General features: G+C 68.5%; 23 protein-coding genes and 3 pseudogenes. 7 read left to right on the top strand and 19 right to left on the bottom strand.

What is annotated here, in order from left to right; all coding sequences use genetic code 11:
* Positions 1-62: 62 nt before the first annotated feature.
* A pseudogene (locus ACFWBF_RS18295) lies at positions 63-1,196 on the bottom strand (IS630 family transposase).
* A gap of 155 nt (positions 1,197-1,351) precedes the next feature.
* The gene (locus ACFWBF_RS18290; protein WP_385602427.1) at positions 1,352-1,579 is read right to left on the bottom strand and encodes a hypothetical protein; all 228 of its coding nucleotides are present in this window, start codon (positions 1,577-1,579) and stop codon (positions 1,352-1,354) included.
* Positions 1,580-1,779: 200 nt separating this feature from the next.
* On the opposite strand from ACFWBF_RS18290, the gene ACFWBF_RS18285 reads away from it, so the two are divergent.
* The gene (locus ACFWBF_RS18285; protein ID WP_385602424.1) at positions 1,780-2,823 is read left to right on the top strand and encodes a hypothetical protein; all 1,044 of its coding nucleotides are present in this window, start codon (positions 1,780-1,782) and stop codon (positions 2,821-2,823) included.
* A gap of 99 nt (positions 2,824-2,922) precedes the next feature.
* Here the strand turns inward: ACFWBF_RS18285 and ACFWBF_RS18280 are convergent.
* From ACFWBF_RS18280 to ACFWBF_RS18270, 3 genes and pseudogenes are all read right to left on the bottom strand, one after another.
* Positions 2,923-3,018: pseudogene (locus ACFWBF_RS18280) on the bottom strand (DUF6233 domain-containing protein); the annotation flags it as partial.
* A gap of 699 nt (positions 3,019-3,717) precedes the next feature.
* A complete protein-coding gene (locus tag ACFWBF_RS18275) occupies positions 3,718-4,836 on the bottom strand; it encodes a fatty acid desaturase family protein (RefSeq protein WP_385602422.1) in 1,119 nt (372 codons plus the stop codon).
* A 7-nt stretch (positions 4,837-4,843) separates the two neighbouring features.
* Entirely contained in the window at positions 4,844-5,899 is a 1,056-nt protein-coding gene (locus ACFWBF_RS18270; protein WP_385602419.1) for a ferredoxin reductase, read from the bottom strand.
* A gap of 87 nt (positions 5,900-5,986) precedes the next feature.
* On the opposite strand from ACFWBF_RS18270, the gene ACFWBF_RS18265 reads away from it, so the two are divergent.
* Entirely contained in the window at positions 5,987-7,126 is a 1,140-nt protein-coding gene (locus ACFWBF_RS18265; RefSeq protein ID WP_385602416.1) for a PucR family transcriptional regulator, read from the top strand.
* On the opposite strand, the gene ACFWBF_RS18260 is transcribed toward ACFWBF_RS18265, so the two are convergent.
* The 6 genes and pseudogenes from ACFWBF_RS18260 to ACFWBF_RS18235 all read right to left on the bottom strand — a co-directional run bounded on the left by ACFWBF_RS18260 (position 7,119) and on the right by ACFWBF_RS18235 (position 10,713).
* Entirely contained in the window at positions 7,119-7,292 is a 174-nt protein-coding gene (locus ACFWBF_RS18260) for a hypothetical protein (RefSeq protein WP_385602413.1), read from the bottom strand. The genes ACFWBF_RS18265 and ACFWBF_RS18260 overlap by 8 nt on opposite strands.
* Before the next feature lie 795 nt (positions 7,293-8,087).
* A complete protein-coding gene (locus ACFWBF_RS18255; RefSeq protein ID WP_385602410.1) occupies positions 8,088-8,315 on the bottom strand; it encodes a hypothetical protein in 228 nt (75 codons plus the stop codon).
* Between the two features lie 23 nt (positions 8,316-8,338).
* On the bottom strand, positions 8,339-8,494 hold the full coding sequence (locus ACFWBF_RS18250) for a DUF6233 domain-containing protein (RefSeq protein WP_385602407.1): 156 nt from the start codon (positions 8,492-8,494) through the stop codon (positions 8,339-8,341).
* Positions 8,495-8,773: 279 nt separating this feature from the next.
* On the bottom strand, positions 8,774-9,871 hold the full coding sequence (locus ACFWBF_RS18245) for a MerR family DNA-binding transcriptional regulator (RefSeq protein ID WP_385602436.1): 1,098 nt from the start codon (positions 9,869-9,871) through the stop codon (positions 8,774-8,776).
* Positions 9,872-10,010: 139 nt separating this feature from the next.
* Positions 10,011-10,439, bottom strand: a pseudogene (locus ACFWBF_RS18240) (relaxase domain-containing protein); the annotation flags it as partial.
* A gap of 145 nt (positions 10,440-10,584) precedes the next feature.
* The gene (locus ACFWBF_RS18235) at positions 10,585-10,713 is read right to left on the bottom strand and encodes a hypothetical protein (protein WP_385602404.1); all 129 of its coding nucleotides are present in this window, start codon (positions 10,711-10,713) and stop codon (positions 10,585-10,587) included.
* A gap of 5 nt (positions 10,714-10,718) precedes the next feature.
* Between ACFWBF_RS18235 and ACFWBF_RS18230 the strand changes: the two genes are divergently transcribed.
* Positions 10,719-11,303, top strand: coding sequence for a DinB family protein (locus tag ACFWBF_RS18230; RefSeq protein ID WP_385602401.1), 585 nt, complete (start codon positions 10,719-10,721; stop codon positions 11,301-11,303).
* 354 nt (positions 11,304-11,657) lie between these two features.
* The gene (locus ACFWBF_RS18225) at positions 11,658-11,822 is read left to right on the top strand and encodes a hypothetical protein (RefSeq protein WP_385602398.1); all 165 of its coding nucleotides are present in this window, start codon (positions 11,658-11,660) and stop codon (positions 11,820-11,822) included.
* On the opposite strand, the gene ACFWBF_RS18220 is transcribed toward ACFWBF_RS18225, so the two are convergent.
* From ACFWBF_RS18220 to ACFWBF_RS18195, 6 genes are all read right to left on the bottom strand, one after another.
* A complete protein-coding gene (locus tag ACFWBF_RS18220; RefSeq protein WP_385602395.1) occupies positions 11,782-12,219 on the bottom strand; it encodes a DUF2199 domain-containing protein in 438 nt (145 codons plus the stop codon). The two genes, ACFWBF_RS18225 and ACFWBF_RS18220, sit on opposite strands and share 41 nt — an antisense overlap.
* Positions 12,220-12,697: 478 nt before the next feature.
* Positions 12,698-13,198, bottom strand: coding sequence for a hypothetical protein (locus ACFWBF_RS18215; RefSeq protein WP_385602393.1), 501 nt, complete (start codon positions 13,196-13,198; stop codon positions 12,698-12,700).
* A gap of 370 nt (positions 13,199-13,568) precedes the next feature.
* Complete coding sequence (locus tag ACFWBF_RS18210; RefSeq protein WP_385602390.1) at positions 13,569-13,943, bottom strand: hypothetical protein; 375 nt, start codon at positions 13,941-13,943, stop codon at positions 13,569-13,571.
* 51 nt (positions 13,944-13,994) lie between these two features.
* Positions 13,995-14,147, bottom strand: coding sequence for a hypothetical protein (locus tag ACFWBF_RS18205; RefSeq protein WP_385602387.1), 153 nt, complete (start codon positions 14,145-14,147; stop codon positions 13,995-13,997).
* A 67-nt stretch (positions 14,148-14,214) separates the two neighbouring features.
* Complete coding sequence (locus ACFWBF_RS18200) at positions 14,215-14,520, bottom strand: hypothetical protein (RefSeq protein WP_385602380.1); 306 nt, start codon at positions 14,518-14,520, stop codon at positions 14,215-14,217.
* 10 nt (positions 14,521-14,530) lie between these two features.
* On the bottom strand, positions 14,531-14,884 hold the full coding sequence (locus tag ACFWBF_RS18195) for a MerR family transcriptional regulator (protein WP_385602377.1): 354 nt from the start codon (positions 14,882-14,884) through the stop codon (positions 14,531-14,533).
* An 885-nt stretch (positions 14,885-15,769) separates the two neighbouring features.
* Here ACFWBF_RS18195 and ACFWBF_RS18190 point away from each other — a divergent pair.
* From ACFWBF_RS18190 to ACFWBF_RS18180, 3 genes are all read left to right on the top strand, one after another.
* Positions 15,770-16,162 carry an ATP-binding protein gene (locus ACFWBF_RS18190; protein ID WP_385602374.1) on the top strand — a complete coding sequence of 131 codons (393 nt, stop codon included), beginning with the start codon at positions 15,770-15,772 and terminating at the stop codon, positions 16,160-16,162.
* A gap of 465 nt (positions 16,163-16,627) precedes the next feature.
* Entirely contained in the window at positions 16,628-16,822 is a 195-nt protein-coding gene (locus ACFWBF_RS18185; RefSeq protein ID WP_385602371.1) for a helix-turn-helix domain-containing protein, read from the top strand.
* Positions 16,823-16,898: 76 nt separating this feature from the next.
* On the top strand, positions 16,899-17,267 hold the full coding sequence (locus ACFWBF_RS18180; RefSeq protein ID WP_385602368.1) for a hypothetical protein: 369 nt from the start codon (positions 16,899-16,901) through the stop codon (positions 17,265-17,267).
* A 990-nt stretch (positions 17,268-18,257) separates the two neighbouring features.
* Here the strand turns inward: ACFWBF_RS18180 and ACFWBF_RS18175 are convergent.
* Together ACFWBF_RS18175 and ACFWBF_RS18170 are read right to left on the bottom strand one after the other, a co-directional pair.
* Complete coding sequence (locus ACFWBF_RS18175) at positions 18,258-18,776, bottom strand: hypothetical protein (protein WP_385602365.1); 519 nt, start codon at positions 18,774-18,776, stop codon at positions 18,258-18,260.
* A gap of 17 nt (positions 18,777-18,793) precedes the next feature.
* Positions 18,794-20,650 (bottom strand): amidase domain-containing protein, encoded by a 1,857-nt coding sequence (locus ACFWBF_RS18170; RefSeq protein WP_385602433.1) that lies wholly within the window; start codon positions 20,648-20,650, stop codon positions 18,794-18,796.
* Positions 20,651-20,731: the final 81 nt, after the last annotated feature.

Here is a 20,731-nt window from a genome sequence, read left to right as displayed (position 1 = left end):
CCAGCAGCAGAAGTCACACAGCAACTAACGATCAACTACTGGCGCAGGACACTAGTGCCGGATCAGGCAACGTTTGCCCTGTCGACGACGGCGCGTAGGCGCCGGTCATCGGCGTGGCGGTTTCGCCAGATGATGTAGCGGCGGATCATGCTGCCCTGCTCTTTGTGATCGGCGTGGTCCGTGCCGTCGAGGGTGAAGTAGCGCAGGGCCGTGAACTGGGCCTCGATGCGGTTAAGCCAGGAGCTGTTGGTCGGGGTGTAGGCCATCTCGACGTTGTTCGCCGCAGCCCAGGTGCCGACGCGCTGGCACCTCTTCGTGGTCAGGTGCGGGGAGAAGTTGTCACTCACGATCGCGATCCGGACCTCGGGCGAGTAGAGGCTGCGCAGGTAGCGGCAGAACTCCAGGAACTGGGTGCGTCGCTTGATCGGTTTGATGTGGCCGTAGAGCTTGTCTTTGGCCAGGTCGAGTGCGGCGAACAGATGTCGCACTCCGCCGTAGCGGTTGTAGGTGGCCCGCCGCCGTCGTCGCGGTTCGCGGTCGGGGTCCTTGTGCTTGCCGCCGCGCTCGGCCCATTGCCGTCCGGGGTGGGGCATCAGGTTGAGCGGGCCGAACTCGTCCATGCAGAAGATGACTTCGGGCTCGCCGTCCTCGGGTATGACCTCGCCGTCGGCGATCGCATACAGGTGCTCGACGCGGGCCTTCTAGGCCGCGTAGTCGGGGTCGCGGGAGGTCTTCCAGGTCTTCAGGCGTTGAAAGGAGACGCCTTCCTCGCGGAGCAGGATGCGCAGGCCCTCGTGGCTGATGTCGTCGACCACCCCCTCGGCGACCAGGAAGTCCGCCAGCTTGGTCAGGCTCCAGGTCGAGAACGGCAGGTCGTGCTCGGTCGGCTTGGACTTCGCGATCTTCTTGATCTCGCGGCGTTCAGGCAGTGTGAACGTCTTGGGCCGGCCGCCGGAGTACTTCGGATACAGCGAGTCGAAGCCGTCCGTATTGAAGTTGTGGATCACATCCCGGACCCGGTCATCACTGGTGAACGACACCTCGGCGATCTTCGCCACCGGCATGCCCTGCGCGGACAGCAACACCATCTGGGCCCGCCGCCAGGTCACCACCGACCCGGTGCCCCTGCGGATGATCCGCAGCAGCCGCCTTCCCTCGTCGTCATCGATCTCGTGCACGCGTACTCGTTCTGCCACCCCGACAGGGTGACCGTCACGCGCCGCCCGGCACAGCACCCGGACGGCGCGTCACATCACAACAGGGCAAACGTTGCCTGATCCGGCACTAGCAGGCCTTCTCTGCTGCCGGCCAGCAGCTGCCGGGGCGGGACCAGGCCTGGTCTCGCGGTCGGTCAGCGGCGCGTGCGCCAGGCGCCGTAGAGGCCGGTGACGGCGCTGATGATGCCGGCGAAGCCGGTGTCCCCGACGGTGAGGTAGACGCCGGCGCAGGTGGCGAGGAGGGCGATCAGCACGATGCTGTCGCGGTGGCTGTACCGGTCCGCCTCCGGCGGCGCGGCCGGTTCCGAGCGGGCGGCAGGCTGTGCGGGGCGGCTCTGGGGTGTCGCGTCGGTGTGGGTCATGTCTCCAGGAGAGCGGTTGCCGGGGCGGGTTCCTAGTGATCTGTACGGGCCCGCATGGACCCGGACAGCACCGGTCGCGGTGCAGGTGAAACCGTCCTGACCTCGAACGCCGTCCGTCGTGCAACAACGTTCGCAAGATTCCGTGTACGTACGGCGCCGGGCCCCTCTAGCGTTGGTTTCCGGACAAGGGGGGTGATCCGGTGACTCAGACAGATCCCGGGATCGAGCCGCAAGACGGCAGCGTCATCACTGCGTTCGAGGATGCTCTGCGGGAGTTCACGCAGGAGCTGAACCGGCTCCACATCGAGCACGGTGCGCCGTCCTACGCGATCATGGCGAGTGCCTCGGTGAGGCCGAGGCTGACCAAGGCCGGCCTCAACGAGATGTTGTCCGGCAGGCGGTTCGCCTCCCTGGAGGCGCTGCTCGAGTTCGTTCGGGTCCTCACCACTCTTCGGCGTTCAGATCAGGAGTCTGCTGCCGGGTCCCAGGCCGACGTCGCCGTCGCGGACGAATGGCGCAGCCGCTGGCGCGACGTCAAACTGCTCCAGCGCCAAGCCCAGCCGGCCAGCAAGCGCCTACGTGCCACGGTGCGGCAGATCCTGGACGATGCCGTGCAGGAAGCCGAAGCCGTCCGCGAGGACGCCCGGGCGGAAGCAGGACGGATCCGCGCGAGCGCGGAGGCCGACGCGGTGCGGATGCGCGCCCAGGCCCAGAAGGATGCCGATGAACTCCTGCGCCGAGCCCGGGAGAGGGCCCAACAGGTCCGCAGGGCACCCGCGGGGAAGGGCTCACAAGCCGGCTCGAGCAGATCGTGGCGGCGGCAGGGCGAAGGCCTTGCGCTGCGGCCAGCGTTACGTCCGCTGGCCGCAGCGGTCGCGGTGGCCACGCTGGCGACGACCGTTGTCCTGACGGGGGACTCCATCCTCGGCACACCCGGCGACTGCCGGGCCAAAGGCGTCGAGCAGCTCATCCCCCGAGCAGGCCTCCAAGGCCTCGGTGCCGTCCAGCAGGCCGCCTTCGCCGTCAAGCCCGAGGCCATCATCCCCTGGCCGCCCAACTCCGTGCGGCCGGTCTTCGGCTTCCCGAGCGGGCCCGCCGCCAGCTCCTCGCCACAAGCCTCGCCCACACCGAGCGCCGGGCCGACCCCGAGCCCCACCCCCACGCCCAGCCCCTCACCGACACCGACCGCATCACCACTCCAGGACAAGCACGACCCCTGCGCGCCCCAGGCGCTCACCCGCTAGACCGCGAGCCGGACAGGACCAGGTGCTCCGCAAGCACGCCGGTGTAAATTCGGCCGTGCCTCCCTTTGCCCGGCGGATCGGCCAGGGGGCGGCGTCCGGTCAGTCCAGGAGGCCGAAAGCGTTGTCGGGGCTGCAGTAGGGGCAGGCCTCGACGTTGTCGGCGGGCATGCGGCGGGCCTGGTCGCGATCGACTGGCTTGCTTGCCGTTGCCCATGATGCAGTCGCCGACGTGGACCCTCAGCGGACTGGGCCCGGCCGCCGTCCGGATCGACTCGACCTTCCAGTCCGGCGGAGCGGGGGCGGCCGGCGGGACTGCTCGGCGGCGAGCTCCGCCTCCAGGCCGAGGATTTTTTCCTCGACCTGCCGCTGCTGCCACTGGAGCCAGGCCCGCACAGCCCGCCACTGGTCCAGGCGCGCCGCGGCCCCGCTCACCGCGACCGCGCTCCAGGGCCGGCCGCGGCGAACCCGCCGCCGACCGCGGAGCGGCCCCAGCCACGATCTCGGCAAACGCCGCCGCCATCTCGGTGCCGCGCCTGGAGCGCAGCACCACCCGGCCCGCGGCGACGGAGACGAGAGCCCTAAACCCGTCCCACTTCGGCTTACCCGCCCGCCCCGGCAGCAGCGCAGGGTCGGACACAGGGGCGGCGAGCATCGGTTCCGGCAGAGTCCGCGTCACAGCCCATGCCTTCCACCCAGCCCGCCCGCCCGTCCGGCAAACCGCCGGGGCTGTGCGCTGAGCTCCTGGCGCACGTCCAGGCGGCGCAGCCGGACACCGGGTTGCCCGGATCCCGTGCCGTACGGTCTGATGGCGCGGCCGCCCACCGTCCGCAACGGATCTCACCGAAACCGGCGGTGCCGCCGGTACGGCCGAAAGATCTGAACCAGTACCGGGAATCAGGCCGCGACGAGCTCCTGCTCGCGGTCCGGCGTTTTGACCTTGGGCTTCTTGTTCGGCAGCGAGAGCCGGAAGACCTTGTGCCACGCGGAGAACACCTGCTTGGGCAGCGGCCCGGTGACGTACTCCAGCTCATACTTCTCGAACAGCGCGCGCACCTTCACCGCGACCTCGGCGTACCGGTTGCTCGGCAGGTCCGGGAACAGGTGGTGCTCGATCTGGTGCGACAGGTTGCCGGTCATGAAGTGCATGGCCCTGCTGCCGCTGATGTTCGCCGAGCCCATCATCTGGCGCAGGTACCACTGGCCGCGCGTCTCGCCCTTGATCGACCGGCGCTCGAAGACCTGTACGCCCTCGGGGAAGTGCCCGCACATGATCACCGAATGGGACCAGATGTTGCGGACCAGGTTCGCGGTGAACGTGGCGGCGAGCGTGGTGAGGAACGACGGGCCCGACAGCAGCGGGTGGATCACGTAGTCCTTGAGCACCTGCTTGCGGATCTTGCGGCCCACGGCCTTGGCCCGCGCGCGGAACTCCGGGTTCTTGCGGCGGCGCTTGTGCAGGTTCTTGGCGAGCTCCAGGTCGTAGGCTGCGATGCCGTACTCGAAGAAACAGGCGTTGATGAAGTTCCACAGCGGCTGGCCGAGGTGGAACGGGTGCCACTTCTGGTCCTCGTCGACGCGCATGATGCCGTAGCCGAGGTCGTTGTCCTTGCCGATCACGTTGGTGTACGTGTGGTGCAGCTCGTTGTGCGAGTGCTTCCACTGCTCGGACGGCGAGACGTGATCCCACTCCCAGGTGGTGGAGTGAATCTTCGGGTCTCGCATCCAGTCCCACTGGCCGTGCAGGACGTTGTGGCCGATCTCCATGTTGTCCATGATCTTCGCCACGGACAGACCGGCGGTGCCGAGCAGCCACGCGGGCGGGAAGATCGAGAACAGCAGCACGCCCCTGCTGACCAGCTCGAGCTTGCGCTGCGCCGAGATGACCTTACGGATGTAGGCGGCGTCTTTCTCGCCGCGGCTGGCGATCACCTCGTCGCGGATCGCGTCCAGCTCGCGGCCAAGCTCCTCGATCTGCTCCGCGGTCAGGTGGGCGGTGGGGTCGATGGCGGTCAAGGTGCTCCTACCGTTCGATGTCGCAGGGGCCCGCCGCGGCGGACACGCAGGTCTGGATGAGGACGCCCGGCTCGGCCTCGGTGATCTCGCCGGTGCGCAGGTCGCGGACGGCGCCCGCCTTGAGCGGCGTGATGCAGCCGAAGCAGATGCCCATGCGGCACCCGGAGGGCATGAGCACGCCGGCCTCCTCGCCGATGTCCAGCAACGGCGTGGCGCCGTCCGCGTCGACGGTCTTGCCGGTGGCGCTGAACGTGACCTCGCCGCCGTCGCCGGCGACGACGATGCTGGGGCGGAAGCGTTCGGTATGCAGGCGCTCTTGTACGCCGTGCTCGGTCCAGTGCTCTTCGGCGGCGTCGAGCAGGCCCGCGGGCCCGCAAGCCCAGGTCTCGCGCTCGGCCCAGTCGGGCACGAGTTCGTCGAGACGGGCGATGTCGAGCATGCCGTCTGTGTCGGTGTGCACCTCGGTGAGCCGCAGCTTCTTGTCCGCGACCAGGTCGTGCAGTTCGTTGCGGAAGATGACGTCTTGCGGCTGTGGCGCGCAGTGGACCATGACGACGTCGTCGAACTCGATGTCGCGCAGCATGCCCATCACGGGCGTGATGCCGCTGCCGGCCGTCAGGTAGAGCACCTTGGCGGGCTTGGCCTGCGGCAGCACGAAGTCACCGGTCGGCTGGTCGAGCTGGACCAGCGTGCCCGGTTTCGCCCTGCGGACCAGGTGGTTGCTGACCTTGCCGTCCGGGATCGCCTTCACGGTGATCGTGACGCGGCCGTCCTGGCGGTTTGTGGGCGAGGTGATGGAGTAGGCACGCCACAGGCGCACCCCGTCGACGTCGAGCCCGATCCGCACGTACTGACCGGCTGTGTGGCCGCGCCAGCCCCGTCCCGGCCTGATCACGATGGTCGCGGCGTCACCCGTCTCGGGGTGCACGGCCTCGATGCGCCCACGCAGGTCAGCGCCCGCACGCAGCGGACTGACCAGATCGAGGTAGTCCGACGGCAGCAGCGGCGTCGTGACCATCTCCAGCAGTTTCCACGCCCTGCTGCGGAGGGCTGTACTCGTCATGGCTCCAGCTTGCTGCGCCTCAAGGCGTAAAGTCCTGACCGCAGGACGTAAATCTGGTCGGCTGAATTGTTCGTAGGGAACAAAAACGTGAGCCATGCAATCCGGAGGGCCAGCGAACTGGCCCTGGACGAGACGACGGTCATCGCACTTCGGGCCGCGCTGAAGACCACCGCCGACGAGGTCGTCCAGGCGATCATCGACGAGGTCCCTCCCTACGCCAACGCCCTTTCGGGCCGCATGGGCGCCACCATCCGCCGAGCCGTCCGTACCGCCCTGGGGCACTACCTGGACCTCGCGAGCGGGAAGGCCACAGGCGGCGACGCCGGTGACGCAGCCTACGAGCTGGGCCGCGGCGAGGTGCGCGACGGCCGTTCGATGGACGCCCTACTCAGCGCCTACCGCGTCGGCGCCCGCGTGGCCTGGCGATGCCTGGCAGCGGGTGCCGTACCCGTAGGTCTGCCCGCCGCCGAGGTCGCCAAGTTCGCCGAGCTGACCTTCGCCTACATCGACGAGCTCTCTGCCGCGAGCGCCGCGGGCCACGCCGACGAACTGGCCGCCCGGGGCAGGGCCCACGAGCGCCACCTGGAACACCTGGCCCGCGACCTCCTCGCCGGCGCGAGCCCGGACGTGCTGCTGGCCTCTGTTCAACGGGCCGGGTGGCAGCCTCCGGTTTCGCTGACCGCGGTCCTGCTGCCCGCCGCCCAGGCCCGGCCCGCCTACCGCGCGCTCGACCCGAGCACCCTCGTCCTCGACGATCTGCCGGACGCCACCGGTGTGCTGCTCGTCCCCGATGCCGACCGATCACATCTCTTGCGGCAGCTGACCGACCGCACCGCCGTGGTCGGCCCGGCCCGGCCATGGACTCGTGCGTCCGCCTCGTACGCACGAGCCGTACGCGCGCGCTCCCTCTCCTCTGATATTCGCGACACCGAGGACCACCTGCCCGAGCTGGTGCTGAGCGCCGACGTGGACGCGTTCGCAGACCTGCGTGCCCGAGCCCTCGCACCGTTGCGGACCTTGCCTGTCGCGACGGCACGGCGGCTGGAGGAGACGTTGCGAGCGTGGCTGCTGCACCAGGGCAGGCGGGACGAGGTGGCGGCGGCGTTGTTCGTCCATCCCCAGACGGTCCGGTACCGGATGTCGCAGCTACGGGAGCTGTTTCCGGATCTCGCATCGCCAAACCGGGTCCTTGAACTGACGCTGGCGGTCGGTCTTCGGGTCAGCTGACGCGTACTTCGACCGTCCACGACCGCGTCCGCGAGCGGGCTTTGGCGTGTCCGTAGAACTCGTGAGCGACGATGGTCAGCGCTCCGTTGGAGCGTTCGGGGGTGCCGGCGAGGATGCGGTCCATGGCTGCGCGGACACGGTCGCGTTCGTTGGGGGCGGGGCTCACGCGAGGTTCTCCTGGAGGGTGAAGCGGGTGCGGTCGTGTTCGTCGGCCAGCTCGCGCAGGCGTGTGGCGGTGGCGGTGGCGGTGGCGGTGGCATGTCGGCGTTCGGCCAGGGGGCCGGGGACGTGGGCGGCTTTGCGGTCGAGGTCGTCGGCGCGCCAGCGGAGCCAGGTGGCGTGCTGGTCGGTGCGGACGGTGTTGCCGCAGCCGGGGACGCACTGGTCGGGGCTGGGGGCGTCGCTGCCGCCCCGGGAAACAGGTTCTCGGCCAGGCTCATCGACGGAACTGACAATGAGACAGGCGGCCGGAAGCTCAACGAAATGTTCACCCTGGCCTGCTACGCCCCGCCGCCCTGGGGGCGGCTGCTACTCCAGAGCCGGCGCGGCGCAGGCGCTGGCAGGGCGGCTCGTTGCCGCACGGGACCTCGATGCCGGGCAGATCGCCGACACGCGCGACGCAAGCGGTCTGACCAGGTCGGCGCTGCCTGCGGCGTGGGCGCCGGGGCGCCGATTGCCGGTTCTCTCACATTCCGTGGGGCCGTGTGTCGGGGCGCGGCCTCCGTCGCGGCCCTGAATGGCCAAGGCCGCACCCCGTACGGCCGAACCTACTGCCCCCAGATAAGGGATGCACCCCGGGCCCATCGTTGCTGGCGTCATCGTCGCCGCCATCATCTGGCTCGTCACCCGACTGTGGGCCCGATGGCACCGCAAAGATTGCAGTGACTGACAGAGAGGGCTGAGGCCCTGGCAATGCTGCTGGAGCCTCAGGTACGCCGAGGGCTTTGTCCCGCTGCTGCTCTCACTCCTCGCCGGTGGCCGGGATCCAGACGGCCGGTCCGCCGCCGCGCCACTCGATCAGGCCCACGTCGTCCAAGCGGACGTCATCCTGGTCTAGGCCGGCCCGCCGCAGGAACTCCAGAAGATCCCCGGGGCCCAGGGCGCGGCCGAGGATTTCGCCGTCGCAGCGGACACGGCGGCCGCCCTGGGCGTCGGGTGGGTAGACGATCACGCGCAGGCCTGGGCTCATCACTCCACCCTGCCGGTACCCGCTCACTCCAGCACTCCGAGGGCCACGTCGGGCCGGCAGTGCGGGCAGGCGGGTACTTGCTCGGCCAGCGCTCGGCGCGCGGCGAGGGCCTCACGCTCCTCCGCGCTGCTCAAGGCCCGCTCGGCCCGGTCGAGCTCGGCGCGCAGGTAGGTGACCACGGTGCGCAGGCGCGGCAGGTCAGGAGGAAGCTCGGACGTATGTTCTATTCTATCGGAGGGCAGGCCTCCCACCAGGACGGATCCCCATGGACACACCCGCCGCCCCGCCGCGGCCTACGCCTGTGACCTGGGCTCCTTCCCAGACGGGTCCGCGCACACGGCTGGCGTGTTAACTGCACGTTCTTCGACTTGTTAGGCGAGCGAATCGAGTGGCAGGAGGTCTGTCTTGCGGGGGCTCTACCGTGACGTGCCGCCATCGCGCTGACGCTGCGACGCGGTTCAAGCGATGAGCAGGCGGAGGCCGAGGTCTGCCGCGTCGAGGTCGGCGAGGTCGCTGTTGCGCTCGACCCACCGGCCGGACTCGAGGTCGTCGCTGAGGCTTCGTACCGCCCGCTGCTCGGCCTCCGGCCCGACCTTCGTCCATACCGACATCGCACGGCGTACGTGATCCTCCAGATAGGCCTCCGGTCGGCGCCAGTACGCCTCGAACAGGCCGTCAGCGCAGTCCCACGGGACGGGCACCGGCTCAGTGCGCGCGCCGATCGCGTCGGCCATCCCAGCAAGCGAGGGAAACTCTGCGAGGACGGCGGCGAACTCGGGCAAGTAGTCGCGGGTAAGCCAGAACCGGTTCTGCCATCCGGGCTCGTCGGTGTCGAACGTGAGCACCACCACGCGGCGGGCCACGCGCCGCATCTCGCGCAGCCCCGCTATCGGGTCACCCCAGTGGTGAACGGTGGAAACGGCCATCGCGACGTCGAAGGAGTGGTCCTCGAACGGAAGGCTCTCCGCGGCGGCGGCCACGCACGGCGCCGAGCCGGCAGGCCGCTGCCCCCGCATCACCCCCGATGGCTCCACCGCGGTCACGTCGCGATCAGCAGGCTCGTAGGAGCCGGTGCCGGCCCCGACGTTCAGCACCGTCTGCGCGTCCCCGAGCGCGTCCAAGATCTGGGCGGCGATCCGCGGCTCGGTACGCCGCGTCGCGGTGTAAGCGCCGCCGATCGCGTCGTACAGCCGTGCACCGAGCATCTCCAGTTGCTCCTCCGGTGTCACCTTCAGTCCCTTCGCCCGTGCCTCAAGTTCCCTATTGATGGCCGCCACCATGGCGTCAGCGCGATCACGCCGCTCCAGTAGCAGGCCGCGCAGTCGGCGCAGGTGCGCGACCGCGTCGGTGGACGAGTCGCCGACCAGGTCCGCGACCTCCCGCAGCCCAAAGCCCAGCCGCCGGTAGGCCAGCACCTCCCTGAGCCGCTCCACGTCGCCCGCCGAGTAGGCCCGGTACCCGGCCGCGGTCCTCGCCGACGGACGCACGAGCCCGATCTCGTCATAGTGATGCAGCGTGCGGACGCTCACGCCGGCCAGCTCGGCCACGCGTCCCACGGTCCAGTGATCTTCCACGCACCGACTATGCAGCCTGACGCCACGTGAGGGTCAAGAACTTCACTCACGGCAGCAAGAGCCGAACGCGAAGCAGCGGTCCGGCGAGTTCTGCACGCCAGCGATGGTCTGGTGCAGCGAAGCGCGCCCACACGGCTGCGGCCGCGGCCCCGGCCCGCTCGGCCAGCCGGTCGATGACGTCGGCGTCGTACGCCTGGATCGCCGACTTCCGCCAGAGGTCGCGCAGCTCGGTCAGGGATCGCGGGTCCTTGCGCTTCGGCGGGCGGGTCCGGTCGGCGGCCTGCCGGTTGAGCGTGTACGCGGCCCGCTCCCCCGGCGGGTGCCCTTGCCTCTCTTCGTAGTCGGCGACGAGGGCGGGCAGCGCATCCGCGATCTGCTGACGCCGGGTCGACTGCCGGCCGATCAGCCGCCGGTCGATCCCGGCGATCTCCATGACCGGCCTCTTGCCCTCGGTCACCTCGCGCGGCTCCCACGCCCACCCGAGCCGGGCCGAGACCTCCTCCATGAAGTAGGGGGAGTACAGGGTGCCGGCCGCCACGATGTGCGCCGGCATCCGGTCCTGACACCAGTTCCTCCCCCTGTAGGCCCGCATTCGGAATGTCCCGTTCCGACGTGCTGAGCTGGCCTTTTGCGGGCGTCTCAGTTGCGGAACACGGTCGTTCTGTCTCACCTCCATGTCCCTTTTAGAGGTTGTCTCACGTGGCTAGTTTCGCGAGCTTCTTGTCGCAGGTCAGGGCGGCGGCCATGGCCAGGCCTCGGCTCTGCCGGTCGTTGCGCACCACGTACGGGATCTTGAGGCCACGAGCAGCCCATGGCAGGCTCATGCCGCATGATCGATGAATTCGCGAAAGACAACCTGCACGGGAGACTGCGGCGGGACCGCAAGGCGCTGCTCTGGAAACTCGACGGCTTGTCCGAATACGACGCCCGCCGACCTTTGACAGCGACCGGGACCAACCTCCTCGGCCTGGTCAAACACGTGGCCAGCGTCGAGGCCAGGTACTTCGGCGAGGTCTTCGACCGCCCTTCCCCGGAAGCGCTGCCCCGGTGGCAGGACTCCAACGGCAGCGATCTGTGGGCGACGGAGGACGAGACCCGCGATCAGATCCTCGGGTTCTACCGGCGCACGTGGGAACACTCGGACGCGACGATCAACGAGCTTCCCCTCGACGCCCCCGGCCACGTGCCGTGGTGGCCGGAGCCTTATCCCAACACGAACCTGTTCGCCATCATGGTCCATGTCCTGGGCGAGTCCAACCGGCATGCCGGGCACGCCGATATCCTGCGCGAGGGCCTCGACGGCCGGACCGGGGTGCGCCCCGAACACGAGAAGCAGATCGACGAGGAAGCCCGTGCAGCCTACTGCGCGAAGATCGAACAGGCCGCCAGGTCGGCCGTACCAATCAAGGCTTAGTCATGCTGCGTTGACGGGCAGGGGGACGCTTCACAGGATGTGGCGCAGGCGTTCGGTTCGGTCGGGGTGAGCAGGAACGGAAACCGCTTGAAGGTCTGGTTGAACGCATGTGAAGGCCCAGGAGATCCAGGGAGCCGTGCATACGGCAGGCCGCTGCGGATCGCCGAGGCACAGCTCCATCCACGTGACGTTCGTGGCCAGCCAGCCCCGCCATCCACGACCCTCGGCATCCGCTTTCACCCCTAGATCGTCACCCTTACCGGGCTTCTGGCCAACGCGGAGTGGGTCCGGAGAGCCATACGGTCCGGACATGTTGGTTGGCTGGCCAAAGAGGTCACGCGCCGCGACATATTGGTGGGCTACTGGCCCAAGGAGGCCGACCCGATCGTCAAATGGGTCGAGGCCCACCTGCTGCACGACAAGTTCATGGACGTCTACGGCTACAAGCTCTACGACGTCTTCGTCCCGGAGGAGACCGTCAGAATGCCTCCGCCGCCGCGCGCCCTCGCCAGGCCTTGACCTGCGGTGACTCAGGCCGGATGCAGCACAGCCATGGCGAACTCACGCACGCGGTCCTGCGTGATCCCGGTGCGCTGTTCGACGGCGAGCGGGTGGTCGGTGGGCTCCAGCTCGATGAAGGCCTCTTGCCGACCGGCCGCGTGTGGGCGTGGGTCTTCAGATTGATGGTGCTCTCGGAGTAGAGCGCGAGCTCGGTGCTGAGCCAGCCGAAGTACGGCTCCTCCGCCTCGCGGCTCTCCGTGTTCCACATCTCAAGGGCGCGGGAGAAGTTGTCCCTACTCAGAGAGACCCAAACGCCCCACGAGAAGACGTCCTCGCTGCCGCTCACAGGTATCTCGATCAGCCCCCTGACGAAGAAGTGCTGGCCCTTGATCACGCACTGGTCGGACGACAGCATGCTGACCGGATCGCTCTCGAAGCTGGATCCCAGACATCGGGGCCCATGGTCGAGTAGCTCATGGGTAGCTCTGCGTGGTGGTCCCCGCAGCATGAGCAAGTGAAACCGAGATCGTTAGGCATGGCGCGAGCCTGGCGACCACGTGCACCGGAGCTGCCCCGGGCCACCCGGACCCGTTGGTCGCACGTTGCCGTCATCGGCCAAGCCCGGCTCGCTGAGGCCGCCTGGTGAAACTTCGATGAGACGAACAGGCCGGTCGTCAATCTTCAGTGAGACCGGTGATGACCGCTCTCATCAAATGGAGGCGTCTACTCAGTGAACCCAGTCGGTTGACCTTCCGTCTCAGTGAACCCAGCCGTGCGGGCGAGCGGACTGGGGGTACCGGAAGGCTGGGGTGGGCCGGCGCTGGTGGGCGAAGACCGGCGGCACCTCAGCTTGGGGTCCTGGCCAGAGTAGGAGCGGCCCTATTCACGCCCGGTCAGCGGTAGTCGTCAGGGTGGCCCTGCATCCAGAGGTTGATCTTATCCCGGGTGTCGATCAACAGGGGCTGGTGCTTCTTCAGGTTGTCGAAGGCGTGGTCGCCATCGAGTTCCGTGTCGAGCTTCGCGATGAGAGAGATCGGCTCGGGGAAGTGTCCGGGCCCCTTCGGGTCCGCCTTCATCGCGCGGTCCATGCGATGGAGCTCGTCGTAGACCCGCCCGAGAAAGTAGGCACAGTTGCCCGGCGTGCACGAGTCGTTCAGCGTGGCCTGGAGCCCGGCGAAGGCGTCTCGGACCTTCTCCGTGGGCAGCGCGCTGGGGGCGGGCCCGTTACCGGGAGCAGTGGGCGTCTTGCTCGTGGCTCCCTGAGACGACGGCGACGCCGCAGACGAGGCGGACACGTCGGCGGCCGGCGCGGAGGCCGGGTTCGCGTCGCAGGAGACGGCGAATGCCGCTATGCCGAGCAGTACCGCCGCACCGCGCACTGTGGAAAGGAACATCGACTACCCCCGTGATCAGTAAGGCAGCCGACCCTACAGAACACCATCGTGGCCGCGCGTACCGACCCCGGGCGAGTCCTGTTCCGTAGGAACATCCACTGCGGCCACACTACCGGGCTGCCCACCGCCGAACCAGTGCAGTTCATCAGGCCCATGACATGTTTCATCGCGCACCTGCGGCTTGTCTTTCGCAACTGGGCGACTGGATCGGGTGAGACGAGGACTGAGTTCACTGGGAACGCACAACGACCTGTCATGCCGAGGATCACTGAAACTGCGCAGTGCTCAACCAACCTGCACAACCCCCAGGTCAGGAACGTGACTACTACGCAGGTTCAATGCCCAGCGATAAGGTGACGACTGTTCAGTTTCACTGACCGACGACAGTTGTCGCAACAACCGCGGCTCGGCCTCCAGTAGCGCTGCCGGGTGCGGAGACGGCAAGTAGTGCGGCGCGCGCGGCATCGCAGAGTTCGTCGTCCTCCGGGACAGAACCCCAGGTCCCGTGCCTGACGGGCCTCTCGTCGGTGTCCAGAAACGCTCTCAGGGCGCGCTCCGCCGGGGCGGCGTCCGCGCCGATCTCGGCCAGCAGCTTCACCGTCTCAATGACCGCCCGGTAGGCACCGCCCCGCTCGGCGAACGGCGCGATCGCCCGTACAAGGACAGGGACGACCTCGTCGGCTTGTCCGGTGATCCGCCAAAGTGCCTCACCGACACGGAGCGGAAGCCAGCCCTCCTTGTGCACGGGGAGGAGTTCGCGCAGCCGCGCAACGTACGGGGCGCCCGCTGGACCCAGCTACCCCGGCAGGGTTGCGGGGTTGTCCTGGCCGTAGGGCTCGCCCAGTTGCGGAAGCAGCAGCTCGAGTGCGGGCTCCCGATCGCCGGCCAGCCGCCCGTACGCGAGCGTCAGGCAGCGCGGTGCCAACGGCTGAGCCGCACCACGGGTCACCTGGCTCCGTAGCCAGCGCTTTTGTCCCCGGCTGGCTGCGCTGCCGTTGATGCATGGCTAGCCGGGTTCAGCCGGCCTCGGCGGGGGTGCGGCCCTTCGCCTCGCGGCGGGCACGGGCGTCGCGGACAGCCTTCCAGAGAATCACCGGGCCGAGCAGGGTCAGAGCGGCGAAGACGATGGCCGGGTGGTCGCCGCCTGCGGCGAGAGTGCCGATCAGCACCGTACCGAGCGCATGGTCGAGGGCATCGAGACCGGGGCCGGTTCGGTGGCCCGGACCAGCTCGGCGCATGCGGTACAGCGCCTTCATCGCGAAGAAGAGGTTCACGCTGGCGCAGACGAGCAGAGCCCCACGGACCGCCACGGGTATGTTCACAGGCGCGACTCTAGGCCACTCGCCCCCCGGACGGTCTGGTCCAATGCGCCGAAGCAGCGGCATGGCGGTATCCGGCGTTGATGCGCTGGGCTTCCTGCAGCTGGTCCTCGAGGATGACGATGCGGCAGGCGGCCTCGATCGGGGTGCCCTGGTCGACGAGTTCACGGGCGCGGGCGGCGATCCGCAGCTGGTAGCGGGAGTAGCGCCGGTGACCACCCGCCGAGCGGAGCGGGGTGATCAGGTGCGCCTCGCCGATGGCGCGGAGGAAACCGTGGGTGGTGCCGAGCATCTCGGCGGCCCGGCCCATCGTGTAGGCCGGGTAATCGTCATCGTCGAGACGGCCGAAGGAGTCGTCTGCGGTCATCGCACCTCTTTCTGGAACGTACGGAGGGGCCCTGGTGCCTATGGCACCAGGGCCCCGAAGGAACTGCTACACCATCTGCCGGCCCTGGTACTGCGCCGGCCTTCTGTTTCCGCGTGCCTGGCCTGACCGCTGCCAAAGGCGCGGGGATCGCGGTTGCTTGACCGGAGACCACCTCACTAACGATGTCCTGCGGTACCCGGACTCGCGTGGCGTCCGGGCGATCCTGATGGCGCTGAGCTCCTCCGTTCTTCCCTCTGGTGAGCAACTACTTACCTGCGGGGGACTGCGTACTGCTGGTACTGCTCAACTGCGTGTACTGCTGGTGATGCGAACTGCTGCGTGACCTGACCCAGCGTCACGCTTCCGGCAGCCAGCCCCGTCGCCCATCCTGCGTCTGCTCTGGCTTAGAACCCCACTGCCGAACTTCCCGGTGTACGCGCCCACACTTCGACGCGTTCACCGAGGTACCACTTACTGACTTCACTGCTGGGTACTGCGAACTACGGGTACTGCCACTGCGTTAACTGCGGTACTGCTCACGGCGGCCCCTGATCACTGCGGGCCACCCGGTCCGGTCGTCAGCCCCGTCGCCGTCCTGCAACCACTCTGGCTTCGACACTCCACCACCGCCCCGTCCTACGCACTGCAACTACAAGTACTGCATGCACTGCTGCCCGGCAGTTCGTCTCTGCCAAGCCCTGCGGTCTCTCTGGGCTACGAGAGAAACCATAACCACACCACCGCCCAATGTCTACTCCAGCCATCACAGATTTTCAGGTGCCCGACTCTGAGGTAATCGGGTGCGATCGGGTTCAACCGCTACGGGCGCGGGGACAACGACTGGGCAGGCAAGGCCCGACACCAGCAACGGACCCGGAGCGCGCGATGACCACGATGAGCAGCGAGCGCACAGCCCTCCGCACCCTGACCGCCGTAGCCGGGGCACGCCAGAGCGCCCGGTCCTTCCTTGAATCCCTCGGGCCGACGGCGATCGACCCGGAGCACGCGGACAGCGTGATCCTGGTCGTCTCCGAGCTGGTCACCAACGCCCTGCGTCACGGCGGCGGCTCCTACACGCTCCGCCTGGCCGCCCACCCGGGCGTCATCGAGGTCGCCGTCGAGGACCCCAGCTCCGACCTGCCGCGGATGCGGACCCCCGACCTCGTCGACGGGACCGGCGGATTCGGCTGGCACATGGTCAACGACCTCGCCCGCGCCACCGTCATCACGCCCCTGCCCGAGGGCGGCAAGACCGTACGCGCCCTCCTCCCCCGTTGATCGTCGCGGCCCGCGAGCGGGCACCCGACGCCAGGTGGCCGGAACAGCTACCTGCCGCGGCCCGACTTCCGCGCAGGCGCCGCCGGCTGACGGTCCGCGGGCACGGCCGGCTCGGCCGGGGCCGCGCCCGCCGAGCCCGGGGCGGCGGCCGGGCTAGTGGTGGAGCGGGACCGGGCGGCGGCCGGCGGTGCGTCCCGGAATCGGTGGCGACCTCAATGGATCGATGCACCACCGCATGGATGATCATGTCGTCGTGGAGGCACAGGTGCGTGATTACGGGTTCTCAGCGGTCCAGCAGGACGAGATCTGGCGACGTTGGAGGGACGGCGAGTCGTTCAACTCGATGGGCCGGGCCCTGAGTGTCCCGATGCACCGGATCCGTGCTTTCCTCGCCCAGACAGGCGGAGTTCCCGCCTGCTCCGCAGAGGCGGTCCGGGTCACCTGACGCCTGCCGACCGAAAGGAGATGTCCCGCGGTCTCGCCGTCGGTGACTCCGCTCGTCAGATGGCGACGCGCCTCGGCCGGGCGGCGTCGACGGTCTCCCGGGAGATCGCCCGCAACGGCGGCCGGAAAGTTACCGCGCGGCTCCCGCGGAAGTTGAGGCATACCAGCGAGCGCGGCGTCCGAAGGCGACCAAGCTTGCCCAGCTGCCGGCGCTGAGAGCCATCGTCGAGGAGAAGCTCCGCCTGAACAGGTATCCGGAGGGCTGCGGCGTCAATTCCCGGGCGATATGGCCATGCAGGTCTCCCACGAGGCGATCTACCTGGCGCTGTACGACCCGCGACGCCGAGCGGCCATCGATCGCGCGTTGACCCAGCGCCTTCGGACGGGCCGTCCTGTCCGCCAGCCCAAGGGCGCTCGGAGCCGTCCGGGCGCGGAGTCATCCGACCGGATCAGCTACGCCCGCGTCTGCAGCAAGGGCCGGGACCTCGCCGGCCAGGTCCGCGCCCTCAAGGAAGCCGAGTGCGCCCGCATCTACGTCGAGCAGATCGGCACCCGGGAGAAGTTCCGGCCCGCTACAACGCCGCCCTCGGCGACCTGCGCCCGGCCGACACCCTCACCGTCACCATGCTCGACCGGCTCGGCCGCGACATGGTCGAGCTGATCACCAGCGCGGCTGGGAACCCTTCGCCGTTACCAGGCACCAGCGGCCGGTCCAGGTCTGCCGGTTACTTGTCACCTGGCTCGCCGCTCGTCAACGGCGACTCGGCACGGGCTCTGAGAGGTCCCTGGTGGGGCACTCTGGTCCCGTGATGGCTCAGCGGGCCTTCTCTCCTCGGGGGCGCTGTCGCTCTTGTCGAAGTCGACCACCGCTGAACCGAAGACCTGATCCACGGACGCCCTGCCAGGTAGTCATCCAGTTTCACCATCTTGTAGGCCGCAGTGCCCGCCCCGGCCTGGGCGGGAAACGACCCAAGCAAGAAATGAACATCGTTTACCAGGGCGTCTGAATCAGGCTTTGGCCTGTAGGTGTTCAGGACGATGTAGGAGTCGCCGGTGTGGAAACTTCCGTACGAGCACGCAACCGACTGAGCAGCGCGGGAATCTGTCGCCGAGGGCGCTGAAGGCTGGCGCCGGCCGGCCTTCACGGAAGTGCGGTCAGAACCGCCGAAGTCCCCAGCCAGGGACCTGTGGGGCACGCCGGTGAGCGCCGTCGCGGTTCTGGGTGTGACCAGCGCGTGTCCGCCGAGCGGGCCGACGCCGGTGGGCTCGCACGGCTGTGCTCGGGTCAATGGGGCATCGAGGCCCCGGTACTTCGTCCGGGACACGTTCTACCGCGAGGATGACTCCCGGGTGCGCACCGGCTCCGGCCCGCGCGTCATGGCCTCTCTACGGCGCCATCGGCGCACACCGCCTTGCCGACCGCACCGGCATCACCGAAGCCACCCGCTGGCCAGCCGTTCAGCATCCTCGGACTGCCGGGCCGATCTTGAAACGGCCCACGATGGAAAGCGGCAGCTCCCGTCCGACCGTCCTGTCCTCGGTAGTGGGTGATGGGCGGTGGGCGGGGGCTTTGGTCCGTGCGACGCGAAGGCGTTACCCACATGGTTTCCCATGTGGGTAACGCCCTTTGACATGTCGCGACCGGGTCAGGTCAGTGTGGTGTCTTCGAACCGAGCTGGCCCGGCGTCTTCGGTACCCATGGGAGGACGGTGGTGGCTTCCTTCGGGTCCGGCTCGGCCAGGGTCACGCGCCAGCTGTCCTTGCCGTCGCTGCCTGTACCCCGGACCTGGATCTGCTTGATCTGGCCGGTGTCGTGGAAGTAGAGCACGACTTCCTGCCGGACGGAGCCTTCGTCGTAGAACTCTGCGGTGACTTTCCCCCGGGCTCCCAAACCGAACGCGGTGATCCAGTTCCCGGCAGTCTTTTCGGAAACATCCTTGTCCCCTTTCTCGGCTGCCAGAGATGCCAACTCATCGGCCTTCCCGTCGGCGATCCGCCACACCACCTGCTGGGTGATCCCCAACGATCCAACGGACGGATACCCCACGACGGCAAGCGGTTCGTGGTTTCCGTAGTCCGTGGCGTAGCGAGCGTCACCGACATCGTAGGTGTCGCCCGCCGAGCACGCGGTCAGCGCGCCGAGAGCCAGGGCGCAGACGAGGGCGGCCACGAGCGCCGGTCTCGGCTTCACCGGGAGACCGGCCGAAGGGCGGCGACTTCCACGATGGGATTGTTACCCGTCCTGTTCCTGGCCATGACCTCGGACAGCGTGCTGTGAGCTGCATACCCGTGCTGGGCGATGCGGACGACGCCTTGATTGACGCCCGTCACGACCGCCGCATGGTTGTACACACTGTCCTGCTTCCACTTGAAGAACAGGATGTCTCCAGGACGGAGGTTGTAGGTCCGGTTCACGTAGCCCGGCTGGCGGTAGTTGAACAGATGCGTGAACAGATTGTTGGCTCCGGACCACGTGTTGCTGTTCTTCTTGTACGAGTACCACGCGGTGTTCCTCCACCAGACGCTGGAGGACCACCAGAGACCGGTACGCATCTTCATGCCCCCACCGTAGTAGAGGGCCTTCGACACGAAATTGGTGCAGTCGTTGGAGCCGTACTCCCTCGGGACGTCGGTGTTGTTGTAGGCCCAGCTCCCGGTGCCCGACCCGTTGACGGACGAGGCGGTGACAGCGCCGGCCACGGGGGCCGCCGCCACGGGGAAGCCGTCCTCGCCGAGCGCGAGGGTGTTCGAGGCACCGCCCGGAACGCTCGCGTTGTCGGCCACTACGGCGGCGACCTGAGTTCCCGCCGCGACCGTGGAGGAAAGGGTCTGCCCCGCTTCGCTGTCGTCGGACTCGCTCTCCAGCTTCGCGGTGCCGCCGGCGACGTTGAACACGAACCGCTTGGACCTTCGGTCCTCCGACACCTGGTCTATGCCATCGATTCGTAGGGTTACCGTCTGGATGACCGTGGTCCGTACGAGCACATGCCCGGTCGCGTCATTGGCAACGGTCGCGTCCGTCAGAGCCGAAGAGGCGCCGACATACGACTGGCCCTGGGTTCCCAGGGCCTCACGGCCCCCTACGAGAGCAGCCTCCTGCACATCGAGGACCCCGCCGAAGACCGCTCCGTACGGGGACTCGGCCGCCGCGTCGGCGGTGGTGGGACTGACCCCCGTGACGACCTTGTTGCGGGCGCTCAGGTAGGCCTGGACGTAGTCCTGGTAGCGCGTGGCTCCCCCCGCCAGAGAGGTGCCTTGAACCAGGGCGGACCGTGTCACGGGGCCACTGCCGACGCCATTCATCGCCGTCACCGCGACCCGGTACGAGAGGGCGTTGTCCAGCCCGGAGAAGACGGCACGCTGCGCTGCGCCCTTCCAGGTGCCGACCACCGTGCCGTCGCTCTTCTCCGCCTTCGCCTCGTACGTGATGTCACCGATCACACCGACGTCGAGTGGGGCGTTCCACGCGGCCAGCAGGCCGGTGTCGCCCGCGGTGGGGACGAGGTCGCCGACCGCGCCCGGGGCGGTCGGCGGCAGGTACTCGATGGTCAGCTTGGGACGCTGGGCGACGTCCGCCGCCGCACCCGAGAGGTACGCCGCTCCGGCCGCCGCGGCGGGGACGGTGAGAACCACGCCCTCGTTACCGCCGCGATCAGTCCAGGACTGCACCAGCGCGCCGAAATCGATATCGGCCAGCGCGGTGTCAGAGGTGTACTTCTCGTTGCCCGCGGCCGTGAGGAGGTCCTTCCCGCTCTGCGCCGAGGTCCACGGGGTGGACAACTCGTACACGTCCGGCTTCTGCGCCACGCATTGCGTGGTGCAGTCGGACCTGTTCAGCGACAGCTTGGCGGAGGTGACGCGCGCGCCCTTCGGCAGGGCGGCGAGGTCTGCCTTCAGGTGGGTGGCCCACATGTGGCCGTCGGCCGTACCGATCTGGAGCAGGCCGTTCGCCGCTGTCACGCAGTTGGGCACATCACAGTCGGTGGCGGCCGACACACCCGTGAGTGCAGCGCCGGTGATCACCAAGGACTGGGTGGTGGGCATGGGGGGCAGCGGCTGGAGGCGAACCGTCAGGTTCTGTTCGGCCGACCACGGAGAGCATCCGACGCCGTCACAGGCGCGAAC

It is taken from the genome of Streptomyces sp. NPDC060028 (assembly GCF_042736725.1).
Taxonomy (GTDB): Bacteria; Actinomycetota; Actinomycetes; order Streptomycetales; family Streptomycetaceae; genus Streptomyces.
The sequence above is the reverse complement of the archived record's forward strand: the minus strand, read 5'-3'. Positions and strand labels throughout refer to the sequence as shown.